At 68.3% G+C, this 14,700-nt stretch carries 17 protein-coding genes and 1 pseudogene; 7 read left to right on the top strand and 11 right to left on the bottom strand.

All coding sequences use genetic code 11. From position 1 onward, the window contains the following. From FKV24_RS02470 to FKV24_RS02455, 4 genes and pseudogenes are all read right to left on the bottom strand, one after another. Positions 1-370, bottom strand: a pseudogene (locus tag FKV24_RS02470) (hypothetical protein); the annotation flags it as partial. A gap of 91 nt (positions 371-461) precedes the next feature. Continuing rightward, positions 462-905: a hypothetical protein gene (locus FKV24_RS02465; protein WP_141481078.1), complete on the bottom strand. Its 444-nt coding sequence runs from the start codon at positions 903-905 to the stop codon at positions 462-464. Beyond that, positions 902-1,546, bottom strand: coding sequence for a DUF5671 domain-containing protein (locus FKV24_RS02460; protein WP_141481077.1), 645 nt, complete (start codon positions 1,544-1,546; stop codon positions 902-904). The genes FKV24_RS02465 and FKV24_RS02460 overlap by 4 nt, the downstream gene beginning before the upstream one ends. A 156-nt stretch (positions 1,547-1,702) precedes the next feature. Beyond that, entirely contained in the window at positions 1,703-2,158 is a 456-nt protein-coding gene (locus FKV24_RS02455; RefSeq protein ID WP_111265443.1) for a hypothetical protein, read from the bottom strand. Between the two features lie 182 nt (positions 2,159-2,340). Between FKV24_RS02455 and FKV24_RS02450 the strand changes: the two genes are divergently transcribed. Next, positions 2,341-3,099 (top strand): SAM-dependent methyltransferase, encoded by a 759-nt coding sequence (locus tag FKV24_RS02450; protein WP_211371756.1) that lies wholly within the window; start codon positions 2,341-2,343, stop codon positions 3,097-3,099. Between the two features lie 58 nt (positions 3,100-3,157). On the opposite strand, the gene FKV24_RS02445 is transcribed toward FKV24_RS02450, so the two are convergent. Beyond that, entirely contained in the window at positions 3,158-4,120 is a 963-nt protein-coding gene (locus tag FKV24_RS02445; RefSeq protein WP_141481076.1) for an AraC family transcriptional regulator, read from the bottom strand. A gap of 171 nt (positions 4,121-4,291) precedes the next feature. Between FKV24_RS02445 and FKV24_RS02440 the strand changes: the two genes are divergently transcribed. Then, entirely contained in the window at positions 4,292-4,621 is a 330-nt protein-coding gene (locus tag FKV24_RS02440) for a nuclear transport factor 2 family protein (protein WP_111265441.1), read from the top strand. A gap of 25 nt (positions 4,622-4,646) precedes the next feature. Further along, a complete protein-coding gene (locus FKV24_RS02435) occupies positions 4,647-5,420 on the top strand; it encodes an SDR family oxidoreductase (protein WP_111265440.1) in 774 nt (257 codons plus the stop codon). 69 nt (positions 5,421-5,489) lie between these two features. On the opposite strand, the gene FKV24_RS02430 is transcribed toward FKV24_RS02435, so the two are convergent. Further along, the gene (locus FKV24_RS02430) at positions 5,490-5,921 is read right to left on the bottom strand and encodes a GNAT family N-acetyltransferase (protein WP_111265439.1); all 432 of its coding nucleotides are present in this window, start codon (positions 5,919-5,921) and stop codon (positions 5,490-5,492) included. Positions 5,922-6,003: 82 nt separating this feature from the next. After that, on the bottom strand, positions 6,004-8,046 hold the full coding sequence (locus FKV24_RS02425) for a S9 family peptidase (protein WP_141481075.1): 2,043 nt from the start codon (positions 8,044-8,046) through the stop codon (positions 6,004-6,006). Positions 8,047-8,399: 353 nt separating this feature from the next. Here FKV24_RS02425 and FKV24_RS02420 point away from each other — a divergent pair, with 353 nt between their 5' ends. Next, positions 8,400-9,386 (top strand): polysaccharide deacetylase family protein, encoded by a 987-nt coding sequence (locus tag FKV24_RS02420; RefSeq protein WP_141481074.1) that lies wholly within the window; start codon positions 8,400-8,402, stop codon positions 9,384-9,386. 190 nt (positions 9,387-9,576) lie between these two features. On the opposite strand, the gene FKV24_RS02415 is transcribed toward FKV24_RS02420, so the two are convergent. Both FKV24_RS02415 and FKV24_RS02410 read right to left on the bottom strand, forming a co-directional pair. Beyond that, positions 9,577-9,996, bottom strand: coding sequence for a helix-turn-helix domain-containing protein (locus FKV24_RS02415; protein ID WP_170288184.1), 420 nt, complete (start codon positions 9,994-9,996; stop codon positions 9,577-9,579). Positions 9,997-10,298: 302 nt separating this feature from the next. After that, positions 10,299-10,727, bottom strand: a complete 429-nt coding sequence (locus FKV24_RS02410; protein ID WP_141481073.1) for a RidA family protein — start codon at positions 10,725-10,727, stop codon at positions 10,299-10,301. A gap of 253 nt (positions 10,728-10,980) precedes the next feature. Between FKV24_RS02410 and FKV24_RS02405 the strand changes: the two genes are divergently transcribed. Genes FKV24_RS02405 through FKV24_RS02395 form a run of 3 tightly spaced genes read left to right on the top strand, consistent with a single transcriptional unit; the run spans position 10,981 to position 12,364 of the window. Next, positions 10,981-11,358 (top strand): VOC family protein, encoded by a 378-nt coding sequence (locus FKV24_RS02405; RefSeq protein WP_141481072.1) that lies wholly within the window; start codon positions 10,981-10,983, stop codon positions 11,356-11,358. After that, positions 11,307-11,900 (top strand): TraB/GumN family protein, encoded by a 594-nt coding sequence (locus FKV24_RS02400; RefSeq protein WP_141481071.1) that lies wholly within the window; start codon positions 11,307-11,309, stop codon positions 11,898-11,900. Before FKV24_RS02405 ends, FKV24_RS02400 begins: the two co-directional genes overlap by 52 nt. Continuing rightward, positions 11,897-12,364 (top strand): TraB/GumN family protein, encoded by a 468-nt coding sequence (locus tag FKV24_RS02395; RefSeq protein ID WP_141481070.1) that lies wholly within the window; start codon positions 11,897-11,899, stop codon positions 12,362-12,364. The genes FKV24_RS02400 and FKV24_RS02395 overlap by 4 nt, the downstream gene beginning before the upstream one ends. A gap of 389 nt (positions 12,365-12,753) precedes the next feature. Here the strand turns inward: FKV24_RS02395 and FKV24_RS02390 are convergent, their stop codons facing one another. Next, complete coding sequence (locus tag FKV24_RS02390; protein WP_249040879.1) at positions 12,754-13,341, bottom strand: GFA family protein; 588 nt, start codon at positions 13,339-13,341, stop codon at positions 12,754-12,756. 946 nt (positions 13,342-14,287) lie between these two features. Then, positions 14,288-14,581, bottom strand: coding sequence for a hypothetical protein (locus tag FKV24_RS19110; RefSeq protein ID WP_170288182.1), 294 nt, complete (start codon positions 14,579-14,581; stop codon positions 14,288-14,290). Positions 14,582-14,700: the final 119 nt, after the last annotated feature.

Here is a 14,700-nt window from a genome sequence, read left to right as displayed (position 1 = left end):
CCACGCGCTCGCTTTCCAGCATTTCCAGGTATTGCGGCAGCGACTTGCCGGCCGCCATCGCCTCATGGGTCGCGGCCGCGTCCAGCGTCGCCGAGACGTGCAGCTCCAGGCTGCGCCCGGACCGTGCCTGCGATGCCACCGCGTGCTTGAGCATCGCCAGCACCATCGCCGCGCTCTCGGTACCGCGCAGCGCCTTGCCGCCCAGCACCATCACCCACTCGCGATCGCGCAGCCCGGCACCGCCGACCACGTTGCCGTCGGCATCGAGCAGTTGCGCGTGCGGCTGCAAGGCATCGCCAAGTCGGCGGATCGGGCGGTCGGGCGTCTGCTTGCGGCGGGCATCGCGACGGGCCTTTGAGAATCGGGACATGGCGGCCTCTGCTTCGGTACGGCGTCGGGCACAGTGTGACGCAAGCCGCAGCCCGGCGATACACGCGCCGCGGCTCCGGCGCGGCGCCGGTTCAGTCGTCGGCGCGGGAGGGCTTTTCGAAACGCCGGTCGAAACAGTGGTGACCCGCCGGGTGCGCCCAGGCGGAACGGACATGGCGCTTGCCGCCGCGATCGGAGGTGTCGGTGGCGAAGTTCGCGCACAGCCGCAGCGAGCGCGGCCCGGTCACCTCGTAGCCGTAGGCGCTGCCATCGACCGGGTCGGCGACCGCCACGGCCAGGCCGGGACGCGCGGCCAGCGCGGCAAGATCCGCCGGCAGCGCGTCATGCGCTTTCAGGTGCTCCCGTGCCAGCGTCTCGATCCGCATCAGGTCGTCCTCGCGGCGCTCGTCGATACGCATGTCGCGCTGCTTCGCCGGCGGGTCCATCACCATCAGCGCGGTCGCCACCGTCGCCACCACCACGACGCTGGCGGCGATCGCCAGTACGCGCCCGGCGCCACCTCGTGTCGCGCTCATGCCTCGCGCTCCTCTTTGCGCAGGTCGCTGAGGTAGTAGCCGAAAATGCCGCCGGCGATCACCGCCACCACCAGCACCTTGAGCACGAAGCGCAGGGTCAGCTCGCCGCCGAGCAGGTTGTAGACCAGGGTGATCATGTCGCCGATCAGCACCGCGGCGGCCACGAACAGGGTCAGGTAGGTCAGCCAGCGGCGCACCGCGGACAGCCGCTTGACCGGGTTGCGCGCCAGCTCGCGCGCCAACTGGCGCGCCATCAGCAGGAACACCGGAAAGGCGATGATCACCGAGGCGACCGACCAGCGCATCGAATGCCCCAGGCGCTGGCGCAGGTATTCGGAGTCGGCCGGATCGGGCAAGGCGCGGGTGATCAGATCGAACAACAGGCTGCCCAGGTGATAGGCCGCGACATAGAGCGTGGCGAACAACACCAGATACAGGAAGGCCTCGCGCGCGGACAGATACGGCCGCGGACGCGGCACCGGCACCGGAAACGCCATGTCGGCGTAGGCATCCAGCGCGCTGCGCACCTGCTCGGCAGACCACCCGGCCTCGGCCAGCGCCGCCTGGATGTCCTCGCGGCCAAGTCCGGCCGCCAGCGACTGGCGGACGAACAGTTCCAGCTCCTGGGTACTCGATGCCATGCGCGCCTCCCTTGCGGCCGATCTTGTCATCCACACCCGGCCGGACCGCCCTGGAGCCGGCGCATCCGCCGACAAACATGTCGACCGGGTACTGCCGATCATTGTGAGTGCAACCGGTGGAATACGCCAACGGCGCCGCCGCCCGCTTTCCCCGGCCTAACCGTGGGTGGCGAACGGCTTGCCGGTCAGCAGGTTGATGTAGGGCTGGGTATCGACGTGGTGGAACAGATAGGTCTTGCGCGGGACGCCATCGACATGCGCCGGCACCTGTTCGCGCAGCGCCGCGAGCAGCGCCTCGTCGCCGGCCTCGGTCGCGTTCGGCCAGCGCGGATAGAAGTGGGCGATGCCGATGTCGGCGGCGTCGGCAAGCAGCTCCAGCTCGTCGTAGAGAAAGCCGTCGTCGCCGTTCTCGTAGGCCATCCTCGCCGCCTCGCTCAGCGACACCCCGTCGCGGAGGCCGTAGGCGCCGACTTCCAGCACCGGCATCAGCACGCCGTCGAGATAGCTGGTGTCGACCACCAGGTCGATGATCCGGGCGTCCGGGTGGCGTTCGATGAAACGCAGGAGATTCGACAGCGGCGTGTCCGGAGCAGGTGTGCGCGAGGACGGCATGGGCGGACTCCACGTTGGGGGCGACGGCCGGTGGGACCGTACGCGGCAGGCCGGGTGCTTGTCCGCCACCTTACCCAACTCCGACGGAGATTTCGCGGGGGGGCGACGGCCGTTCGCCGCCTGCGCGAATCCTTCACCCGGCCGGGTCACAATGCAGGTCGGCCCTGACCGCGGAGCAGCCGATGGCATATCACCCGCAGGACTCCAGCCCCCGCGCCGGCGGCGTCGCGACGATGACCGCCGGTGCCGTCATCGCCGGTCTGCTCGGCGCCTGTGGCGTCGCGCCCGAACCACAGGCCGGAACCGCCGCCGGCGATACCGCGATGCCCCCGCAGGCCACCGTTCCGATTCCGCCTTCGCGCGCGGCGGAGCCGGCCGGCTCCAGCTCCGACCCGCCGTTGTCCGCGGCGCCGCTGGGATTCGACCAGACCTCGCTGTCACCGCAGGACAAACCGCGACCGGAACGCACCCCCGACGTGGTCTATGTGCCGACGCCGCAGCCGGTGGTCGACGCGATGCTGGAGATCGCCGACGTCGGCGCCGACGACGTGGTCTACGATCTGGGCTCAGGCGACGGCCGTATTCCGATCACCGCCGCCAGGCGCTGGGGCACGCGCGGAGTCGGGGTCGAGATCCACCCGCTGCGCATCCGCGAGGCCAATCTCGCCGCCCATCGCGCCGGCGTCGCCGGGCAGGTCACCTTCATCGAGGCCGACCTGTTCGAGATCGACCTGTCCAGCGCCACCGTGGTCACCCTCTACCTGCTGCCGGACCTCAACCTGAAGCTGCGCCCCAGGCTGCTGCGTCTGGCGCCGGGCACCCGCATCGTCACCCACAACTACCACATGGGCGACTGGACGCCGGAGCGGCAGCGGGTCATCGGCGATTCGGTGATCTACGCCTGGACCGTGCCGGAGCGGATACCGCCGCACCTGCGCTGAGTGCGTCGCCGATCTCGGGCCGGCGATCGGGCACGGCAACGGCGCGGGCGTGACCGGCTCAGGCGCCGGAGATGCCCTTGGCCTGGGCGCGGAACTGGCGCGGGGTGATGCCGTAGCGGCGCTTGAACGCCGAGCTCAGGTGGCTGTGGCTGGAGAAACCGGTCGCCAGCGCGATCGAGGTGATGTCCTGGCGGGTGCTTTCCAGCAGGCCGCAGGCCAGCTGCAGGCGCTGGGCGATGATGTACTGCATCGGCGTCATCCCGAAACAGTGCCGGAATGCCTCGATCAACCGGTGGCGACCGATGCCGGCCAGGCGCGCCAGCTCCTCCAGTCCCAGGTGCTGGTCGAGGTGGGCGAGGATGTAGTCCTGCAGGCGCCGCTGCTGTGCCTCGGACAGGCTCGGCGGTGTCCGCGCCGGTCGTGCGACGACGCCGGCCGGGTATTCGCGCAGCAGGTGTAGGCCGACCACCTCGGCCATCGTGTCGCGCAGCATCCCGGCCAGGTCATCGTCCGCATCGGCAAGCTGGATCATCCGCCCGGTCAGGCCGTGCAGCAGCGGGTCGCGTTGTTTCATCAGCGGCCGCAGCGGGTCGCCGGGCGCCCCCCTGCCCAGACCGCTCAGCCAGGCCCGTTTGATGCGGAACTCGGCGTAGGCGATGTTGCCGCCGTCGGCGCGGCCGACGTAGTAGGCACCGGCCGGGATCAGCCAGGCCTCGCCCGGGCGTGCCGGCGCCCGGCATGCGCGGCCGCCGTCGATGCGGGTCTCCAGATGCTGCATCCGTCCTTGCAGGTGCACGATCAGGGTGTGGCAGTCGTGCTCGATGGTCCACTCGGTCGGCTCGCTGATGTCTTCCGACACCAGCGAGAACTCGCCGCCGGCGAAGGCCAGGCAGGTCTGCGACAGCAGCCGTCGCCGCCGTTCCGCCAGCGGGTCCGTCGATCGCTGCAGGGCGGTCTGCTCCAGCGCCGCCTCGCCGGCGGCGCGAGCGCTTGCGGAATAAGTTGACAGTGGTCCGGACATTCTGAAAGCGGCGCCGCGCACGTACTCCTATAAGGAACGGAACGATCCGCCGACTGCGGCCGACAGCAGCACAAGCGGCCTGTCGCCCAGCATACCCGCCCGCCGTGACGGCGGGGGTGGCGGTCGTGACGCCCGCGGCCATCGCGGGCGCACCGCCACCGGAGCCCGGAGATGCCCGAGACTTCCCTGCCCGCACCGCTCGACAGCTTCGTCAACGCCATCAATCGCGGCGATGCCGATACCGCGCTGTCCCTGTTCGCGGCCGACGGCGAGGTCGACGACTGGGGCCGCCACTTCACCACGCCGCAGGCGATCCGTCGCTGGAGCGATCGCGAGTTCGTCGGCGCCGGTGGTCACCTGCGCGTGGCCCGGGTGCGCCGCAGTGGCGCCCGGGTCACCGTCGACGCGCACTGGACCAGCCGCCACTACAGCGGCGACAGCCGCTTCATCTTCACCCTCGACGACGGTCGCATCCGACAGATGCGCATCGTCGGCGAATGACCTTTCCCCCGACAGGAGACATGCAATGAGCGATCACAGCATCAAGGGCAAGACCGTCCTCATCGCCGGCGGCGCCAAGAATCTCGGCGGCCTGCTCGCGCGCGACCTCGCCGCGCAGGGCGCCGGCGCGGTCGCGATCCATTACAACAGCGACGCGGCCGCCGCCGACGCCGAGACCACCCGCAAAGCGGTCGAAGCGGCGGGCGCCAGGGCGGCGACCTTCCAGGCCGACCTGACCGGTGCCGGCGCGGTCGAGAAACTGTTCGCCGACACGACCGCCGCGCTCGGCAGGCCCGACATCGCGATCAACACCGTCGGCAAGGTGCTGAAGAAACCGATGGTCGACATCAGCGAAGCCGAGTACGACCAGATGTCGGCGGTCAACGCCAAGTCGGCGTTCTTCTTCCTCAAGGAGGCCGGGCGCAATCTCAACGACAACGGCAAGGTCTGCACCGTGGTCACCTCGCTGCTGGGCGCGTTCACGCCGTTCTACGCGTCCTACGCCGGCACCAAGGCACCGGTCGAGCATTTCACCCGCGCCGCGTCCAAGGAGTTCGGCGAACGCGGGATATCGGTGACCGCGATCGGTCCCGGGCCGATGGATACGCCGTTCTTCTACCCGGCCGAGGGCGACGACGCGGTCGCCTATCACAAGTCCGCCGCGGCGCTGTCGAAGTTCTCCAGGACCGGCCTGACCGATATCGAGGACATCGTGCCGTTCATCCGCTTCCTGGTCTCCGACGGCTGGTGGATGACCGGGCAGACCATCCTCGTCAACGGCGGCTACACCACCAAGTAGCCCCGCGCAGCCTCTCTACGCGGAGCAGGCCGCGTCGCGATCGACGCGGCGGCTTCCATCCCGCGGGCTTCAGGCCTCGTCGATATAGCCGTTCTGCGCGGCCTGCTGCGGATTCTCGAAGATCGCCATCGCGGTGCGCATGCGGCGGAAGCCGAACTTCTCGTAGAACGGCTCGCGCCCGGGCACCGCATACAGGATGATCTTGCGGTGGCCGCGCGAGCGCTCGACCAGGCGTTCGATGATCGCCCGGCCCAGGCCGCGGCCCTGGTGGTCGGGATCGACCGCGATGTCGCACAGGTACGCACAGTCGACGCCATCGGCGACCGCGCGCCCGGAGGCGATCACCCGGCCGTCCTCGCAGGCGAAGCACCTGAACATGCTGTTGGAGAACGCGGTGCGCAGCCAGTCCGCGCTCTTGTCGCCCAGCGGCGCGCGCCGGTACATCTCCGACAACGCGCCCCAGTCGACGCCCTCGATCGAATCACGCCATTCCACCGCCATTGCCGCGCGCTCCATTGCCTGGATCTGAACCCCGCAGGGATCACGGCCCGACCGGCCGGAAGACCGACCGGGCCGCCGAGCTCTAGTTGCTGCCCGAGGCGGGCGCCGCCCCGGCCCCGGCACCTTCGGCACCGGCTTCACCGGCGCTGGCGACGTCGGCCTCCGCGGCACCGCCATCGCCCTTGAGGTAGGTGTCGAGGAAGGCGAGGACCTTGCCGTAGCCCTCGATCCGGTTCTTGTTCTTGGAGAACCCGTGGCCCTCGTCGTCGAACACCACGTACTCCACCGGCACCCCGTTCTTCTTCACCGCGGCGACGATGTCGTCGCTTTCGGGCTTGATCACGCGCGGGTCGTTGGCGCCCTGCAGCACCATCAGCGGCACGTCGATCTTGTCGGCATGGAACAGCGGCGAGGTCTCGATCAGGAAGTCGCGCTGGGTCTCGGGGTTGCCGACCTCCTGGTACAGCGCTTCGCGGAAGCTTTCCCAGTACGGCGGGATCGACTCCAGCGTGCGGACCCAGTTGGCGACGCCGAAGATGTCGACGCCGGTCTTGAACTCGCCGGGTTTGAACGCCAGCGCCGACAGCACCATGTAGCCGCCGTAGCTGCCGCCGATGATGCCGATGCGGTCGGGATCGACGTAATCCAGCGACTGCAGGTACTTCTTCGCCTCGATGGTGTCCCACAACGGTTCGCGACCGTGCTTGCCGTCGTCGGCGGCGAAGAAGGTCTTGCCGTAGCCGCTGGAGCCGCGGTTGTTGATGCCCAGCACCACGTAGCCGTGATTGGCCAGGTACTGGATCGTCGCCGAGTGCGCGCGGGTGGTCTGCCCGCCCGGCCCGCCGTGCACCCAGACCAGGGCCGGCACCTTGTTGTCGGCAGTGGCCTGGTGCGGCTTCCACAGGATGTTGGGGATCTCCATGCCGTCGAAGCTCTTGAAGCGCACGACGCTGGAATCGACCAGGTCGGCCGGATCGATCGCCGGGTTGAGCGAGGTGGTCAGCTGGCGCGGCTCGCTGCCGTCGAGATCGAGCACGTACAGATCGCTGGGCTGGCGGTCGCCATTGATGTAGAACGCCAGCCGGTTCTCGCTGCGGGCGATCTGCAGGCCGCGGACCTCACCGGCCGGCAGCTCCGGCAGCGCGACCGGCTCGCCGCTGGCGCTGTCGTAGAGCGCGATCTCGGTGCTGCCGTCGACATTGGTGGCCACCGCCATGTACTTGCCGTTGTGCGACAGCCGGACGGCGACGATGTCCCAGTCGCCCTTGCGCACCGGCTCGTGGCTCCAATCCTGCAGATTGACCCGGCGCAGCTCGGCGAACTCGCCGCTGTCGTTGGCGGTGTAGTACAGCCAGTTGCCGTCGGCGCTGAACGCCTGCGCCTCGAACTGCGCCTGCCCCTGATGCTCGCTGACCTTGACCGGCTCGCCGTCGCCGCCGAGCCGGACCACGAACAGGTCGGAATCGTTGGTCGAATTGGCCTTGCCCAGCGCCATCCACTGTCCGTCCGGCGACACCTCGCCGGGCAGGAAGCCCGCGTCGTTGGTGAACACCCGCTCGCGCGCGTAACCATCGGTCGCGTAGCGGTAGAGATCGAAGAAACGCGGATCGCGCTCGTTGGTGATCACGAAGAAGTGCGAACCGTCATGGCTGAAGCCGGCAAAACCGGCCTTGAGCTTGTCGCCCGGGGTCAGGTCGGTTTCCTTGCCGTCCTGATCGATGACGAACAGGTGGTCGAGCTCGTCGCCGTCGTTGTCGCGGGTGACCAGCACACGATCGTCGCCCGGGAAATACGCCACCGCATAGCTGTTGCGGGTGGTCGAGTCGGTGACCGCGGTCCAGTCGCCGCCGCTCACCGGCATCGTGTAGGCGTTCCAGACCCCGGCCTTGTTCGAGGAGAACAGGACCCGCGCCTCGTCCGGACTGAACGAAGCGCCCGCCACGCCGACGCTTTCGACGAACTCCTCGATGCTGTACTGACGGCTGGGGCGCGCGACATCGGGTTCGGCGCTCGCGCTTGCGGTGGCGGCGGCGCCGTCGGCCGAAGGCGAGGACGGCTGGCACGCGGCCAGCGGCAACAGCATTGCGAGAGCCGCGACGAGCGGCAACGGGCGCAGCACGGACATGGCCTTTCCTCCATGGAATCGAAGGCCCGATGCTACGCGCTTGGCCGTCGCCGCGAATAGGCCGGCGGTCATGGGACCGGGCGCGCGACGCCGGGTCGGGGCAGCGGCGACCGCCAGGCCCGTCGGCAACGCCGTGCGCACACCGATTGATTCACCTGGTGAGCATGAGACACCTCCCGGCGCAGCAGCGTCCGGCGGCGTGCGCGACAGTTCCGCTTTTTTTGAAAGTGATTCGAGTCCAGACCGGTTTTTCGATGCGCCGATCGACCACAGACTGGCCCCGTCCGCAGCCGTGCCCACGCCCGGCCGACAGCAAGCGCGGACATCCCCCTCACCCAGGATCCTCCGCCACCATGAGCACCGAAAACTCCCCGTCGCGTCGCGACTTCCTGCACACCGTGGCCGGCGCCGGCCTCGCCGCCGGTACCCTGGCGCTCGGCAGCGGTCTTGCCGCCGCGCCCGCGGCCGCGGCCCTGCCGCGCGAAAGCGGCCGGTTCTGGCCCAACGGCGCGCGCCTGGTGCTGTCGGTATCGATGCAGTTCGAGGCCGGCGGCGAACCCGACGCGGGCGCCGACAGTCCGTTCTCCGGCAACCCGCTGCCGGCCGGGGTACCCGATCTGCCGGCACGCACCTGGTTCCAGTACGGCTATCGCGAAGGCATCCCGCGCCTGCTCGATCTGTGGGACAAGCACGGGATCAAGGTCACCTCGCACATGGTCGGGACGGCAGTGCGCACCTCGCCCGAACTGGCCCGCGAGATCGTCCGCCGCGGCCACGAGGCCGCCGCCCACGGCATGAGCTGGACCCCGCAGCACGGCATGAGCCGCGAGCAAGAGCGCGCCTTCATCCGCGAAGGCGTCGAGATCGTCGAGCGGGTCACCGGACAACGGCCGCGCGGCTACAACTGCAACTGGCTGCGGCGCAGCCCGAACACCCTGTCGCTGCTGCAGGAGCTGGGCTTCAGCTATCACATCGACGACCTCAGCCGCGACGAGCCGTTCGTCGTCCCGGTCGACGGCCGGGACTTCGTCGTCGTGCCCTACACCCTGGACTGCAACGACATCGTGCTGATCGAGGGCAGCAAGTTCTCCAGCCGCCAGTTCTTCGAACAACTCAAGGACGCGTTCGACCAGCTCTACGCCGAGGCCGGCGACCGCCGCCGGATGATGTCGATCAGTACCCACGACCGCATCGGCGGACGCCCGGCGGTGGTCAAGGCACTCGACGACTTCCTCGCCTATGCCTTGGCCCGGCCCGGCGTGGCCGCCGCGCGCAAGGACGAGATCGCGCGCTGGGCGCTGGTCGACGCCGGCACTCGCCGCGAGGCCGAGGCGACCTGAGGCGTCGCGTCAATGATCGGTCGCCGGCAGCGGGCAGCGGGGCCCAGCCAGGCCATCGCAACGGCAGGCCGCACCGAAACCGGTACGGCCGCCTTGTCCCGCTCTCTACCGAACAATCGCCTGATCCGTCCCAGCATCGTCGTATCCCGTTCCCGACCGACGCGTGAGACTCAGGCGGCGAATACCGGGGTCAACCCAGCGCTTCGAGCGCGGCGAGAACCTCGCGCTTGCCCTTGCCGCGCAACGTGGCGATGCGCTCGAGCTGATCGGACTTCGGACGCGAGGTCCCTTTCTCCCAGTTGTAGACGGTCGGGCCGCTGACGCCGACCAGGCGCCCGAAGTCCGCGGCCGGCAGGCCAAGCCGCTCGCGCAGCTTGTGCAGGCCAGCAGGCGAGAAGCGGCGCGGCTTGGCCGACTTGGAAGCGGCGGAGCCGGCGACCGCCGGCGCGGCCGACATCGCGAAACGCGAGGCCTTGCCCAGCGTTCCCAACTGCTTGCGAAGCGTGGCGTTCTCACGCTTCAGCGCAGCCACATCTCGACGCAGGCCCGCGACCTGCTTGCGCATCGGATCGACGCTCTTGCGCAATTCCTTGCGGGCCAGACGAGCCACTTCCTCCCTGAGGGCAGCGGCAAAATTCGACATTGGTTTTTACCCCGTTCTATGGAATCCCTGTGTCATCAGGATAACTCATTGAAGGAACTACGCATTCGGCGGCCGGAACCGGCCTGATCGCGGCAATCCTTCGCGGCGGCCGATAGCCCGAAACCGCAGGATGCGTCACACAAGCGCCGAGATCGCGGTGCGGACGGCCGATCCCGCGCGTCGCGAGACCCTCGATACCGGCGAATAACCGAGGACGCACGCGGCGACCGACGCATGCGCCATGCCGGCCCGCATGCGCCGCCCCTGCGCTAGGCCCGCGGATCGGCGACCGCGGCCATCGCTTCGATCTCGAACAACATGCCATCCAGGGCCAGACGCGGCACCGGGATCAGCGTGCAGGCCGGACGATGATCGCCAAACACCCGGCCAAGCTCGGCACCGAATACGCCCAGCTTCGACTCGTCGTGATCGACGATCAGCACCGTCAGCTTGGCGACATCGAGCGGACCGGCATCCGCCGACGCCAGCGCCGTCTCCAGGTTGGAGAGGGCCTGCCGGACCTGATAGCGGAAATCGGCGGACAGGCGGCCGTCGGCGGTTTCGCCGCCCTGCCCCGCGACCAGCAGCCATCGCTTCGCGCCCTCGACTCGGGCCAGGTGCGAATAGCCATTGGGCGCGGGGTCGTACAGGCCTGCCGGATTGGACAGGGTCACGATCGGGGAGATATTCGAGCTCATGGAGATCCTTGCAATGAGGGAGGGGGCCGGTCGCAGGCATGCGCATGCGGGACGGCAAGGCCATATGGCGTCACCATATGGCGCCACCCAGGACGAGCGACAAGGACGCGGCGTGACAGGCCCGGCTTTGCTCCCGATTCGTTCGATCAATGATGGTCGGGAGATCGCACCTGGACCGATGTCGAATCCGCATGCCCCGGATCGTCGATCAGGTACCGGCCGCGATCGGCCGGGCTACCCACAGGAGAACATCATGCTCCAGAACCACCCTATCCACGCGTATCTGCCGGCGCGCGACATCGCGCGTGCGCGGCGCTTCTATGAACAGGTCCTCGGCTTCGACCCGGGCGGTGAGCTGGAGGACGGGGTGACCTACCGTTTCGGCCAGGGCACCGCCGCGTTCCTGTATCCCACCGAGAATGCCGGGACCTCGAAAGCGAGCCAGGCGCTCTGGCAGGTCGACGACATCGAGCAGGAGGTCGCCGCCCTGAAGCAACGCGGCGTGGTGTTCGAACGCTACGACATTCCCGGCTCCAGGTGCGACGGCGACATCGTCACCGAAGGCTGCGTCCGCGCGGCATGGTTCAAGGACACCGAGGGCAACATCCTCGCCATCATCCAGGAGGTCTGAGGCGACCGGCTTCGACCCGGTCCGGTGCGGCATCCGCCCCGGACGCGCCGCCATGCAACAAAGCTGAAATCGTCGACCTCGCGCCGATCCTGGCATCGGACAGCGGGCCGGGGCTGTGGAAGGTCACCCACGGCGACCATGTGCTGTGGATTCTCGGCACGCTGTCGCCGCTGCCCAGGGATGCCGACTGGCTGTCGCGCGAGGTTGAGAACGCGGTCGCGCAGGCGCAGGAGGTGATCGAGGCACCGTCCTACGAGATCGAGCCGAACGTGAGCATCTTCGGCAAGCTGTTCCTGCTGCCGGCGGCGATGCGTGCGCGCCGAAACCCGGACGGCGCACAGTTGCGCGACGTCGTGCCGGCGGCCGAGTACGCCCGTTGGCGGAGGCTCAAGGCGCGCCACCTGGGCAGCGACCGTGGGGTCGAACGCTACCGCCCGATCTTTGCCGCCGGCACCCTGTACAAGGAAGCGCTCGAGGATGCGGGCCTGACCCGGCCCAGTCCCGCGTGGTGCGCTTCGCCAGGGCGCGCGGCGTGCGGGTGACCCGCCCCGAAGTCGGTATCGGGATCGACAGCCCACGGGCGGCACTGAAGGCGTTTGCACGACAGCCGCTGGACGATGCACGCTGCTTCTCGCTCACCCTGGACCGGGTCGAACACGAACTGGGCACCATGCGCGAACTCGCCGACGCCTGGGCCGTCGGCGACCTGGAGCGGATGCGTGCCCTGCCGGAGACGAGCGCGCAGTACCGGGCGTGTTCCGACGCCCTGGCCGGCTCCGCGATCGCGCGCGAACACGGCGTCGGCGACCTGCGCGCCCGTACCCGCGCCGCCTGGCTGGCGGCGGTCGAACGCGCCCTGATGCGCAACAAGGTCACCGTCGCCCTGCTGCCGATCGGCGACCTGCTCGAGCCGCGGGGCATGGCCGCCACGCTGCGCGAGCGTCGCTGCACGGTGGAAGACCCCGAGTCGCGCATCAGGCTGGCGGCCAGCGACCCACAGGACTAGCGGCATCCGGACTCGCTCCGCCTATCACCGAAAGCCGAAAGACAGGAGCTTCCGCCCCCACCGGGGCCGGGGGCTCTTCTTTTCTGGCCCAAAGAAAGGTCACCAAAGGATAGGGCCTCCCCGACACGGCTCAATCGCAACCGGCGAAGGTCCCGGAACTTTTCGATACGGCTTTGACCTTCGGTCAAAGACCTGCACGCACTTGCGTCGCGTGGATTGGATCGATGGGCCAGCCAATGGCTCGCAAGCACCCATCGACCTCACCCATGCCGTGACCGAAATGCGGAGCACTGCCCTGCGCACCCGCGTCCGGGTCTGCACGCACACTGGACTCGTCGATTTCAGCAAGCCAAGCGCCTTTGCCGTCGACCCCGAGCTTGCCGCCACGCTCAGACACGCAGGTCTCCGGCGACGGCGATCTTCGGGACCCGGAAGCGCATCGCGATCCACGCCCTCAGCAGCCTGGCGATGAACGGCAGCGATCGCCCTTTGCTGTTGGGAACGTCGTCCGGGAGCGCCGACGCGTCGTCCAGGTCGCCGGCCATGGTGCGCATCTGCAGCGGCGGCAACGCGTCTTCCCGCCACAGGCCGCCGTACAGGCTCAGCCAGTGACCGCTTTCGAATTCCAGGAACACCGGCGTGTTGCAGCACGCCGCGACCACGCGCCGGGTGGGGGCGTCGGGGGCGAGGCGGAACTGCCGGAGCTGGTCGGCGCCGGCGACGAAACGGACGCGGTCCTTTCGCTGCATGACCAGGTGGGTCGTGCCGTACTCGCTGAGCACGGGCCGCGCACCCGGCAACCGCGCCATGCGCGCACCGGCTTCGCGACAGCTGTCGCAGCAGCATTCGACGCTGGCGATGGGCTCGCCTTCGAGCTCCAGACGGAGCTGCCCGCAGGCGCAGGCGAGGTGCTGAATCGAGGACATGGCAGGCCTTTCACGGTGGATTCGACAGCACGACGAACCAAGCGCGGCCATTTCGACAGGTCGTGCCGCTCGCGGCTACTCGCGCGAGGCTCGTGATCGCGCCCGAGTCGACCGGATGCCGCGGCTTACGGCATTTGGCTCCTCACTCCTTGAAAGCAGGAGCTTCCTCCCCTACCGGGGCGGGCGGCTTTTCTTTGCTGGCCCAAAGAAAAGTCGCCAAAAGAAAAGGCCTCTCCCGACACGGCTCAATCGCAACCGGCGAGCACCCCGGGATTTTTCGACACGGCATCCATGCCGTGACCGAAAAACGGCGCGCGTCCATGCGCGCCGCCCTCCGGGTCTGCACGCGCACCGGACGCGTCAGCTTCAGCAAGACAAACGCCGTTGCCGTCGATCTTGATCTTCGCGACTTAAAGCCCGCCGAGCACCGGAAAGGCCGGTGGCCGGAGAGGTGCCCATGTTTGAGTGCCGCGAAGCGGCGCGAGTTTGGGCACCGTGCCGCCGGCCTTGAGGCGCACAGGGGACCGAGGCGGCGCAGCCGGCCCGGCGGGCGTCAGGAGCTGGCGGTTTGGGTTACTTTTGCCAAGACAAAAGTAACCCGCCGAAAGGCGGAAGCCTTTGGTTTTGCTCCAAGCAGCAAGAACCACGTTCATTCACACACACGGAAAAATGAACCTGACCCCATTTGCTAGAGCACCGGAAAGGCCGGTGGCCGGGGAGGTGCCCATGTTTGAGTGCCGCGAAGCGGCGCGAGTTTGGGCACTGTGCCGCCGGCCTTGAGGAGCACAGGGGACCGGGGCGGCGCAGTCGGCCCGGCTGGCGTCAGGAGCAGGCGGTTTTGGTTCCTTTTGCCAAGACAAAAGGAACCCGCCGAAAGGCGGAAGCCTTTGATTTTGCTCCAAATAGCAAGAACCACGTTCATTCACACACACGGGAAAATGAACCTGACCCCATTTGCTGAAAACAAGGATCGCGCTCAGTCGCCCACTCGGGGAGGTCAGTCATCCCCCCGCATCTCACCAGCTTCGACCAGGTCGCTCTCCCACAACGCGTGCCCAGCGACCTCGCCTGTCTTGAGCGGCAAGAGCGGCTCCACGTCGATGCGCCAACGACGGAATATGACCAAAAGCTGCGTTGTCGTATCCACGTCGACGGGGTCGCAAAGCTTCAGCTCAAGCATGGTGCCACGCCCACGGATTTCCTCATACGCGGGAAGCGCATAGATCCAGTTGAAGAACCGGCTCTCGTCTTCCTGCGCAAAGAAGGTAGGGCCGTCGAATGAAATGTCCATGAGCCGTGGATACTTGTCGTTCAAGTGACCTGCCCCCGATAGCCGTACCAATCATTCCTGACAAAGCCCGGGATTGAAGGTTACTGCGTTGTTGGCTTGTTGTGCTCGGTGGTTGGCAG

This window comes from Marilutibacter maris (genome assembly GCF_006546735.2).
In the GTDB taxonomy this organism is placed as follows: Bacteria; Pseudomonadota; Gammaproteobacteria; order Xanthomonadales; family Xanthomonadaceae; genus Marilutibacter; species Marilutibacter maris.
Note: the sequence above shows the minus strand (reverse complement) of the source record. Positions and strands in the feature narration are given on the sequence as shown.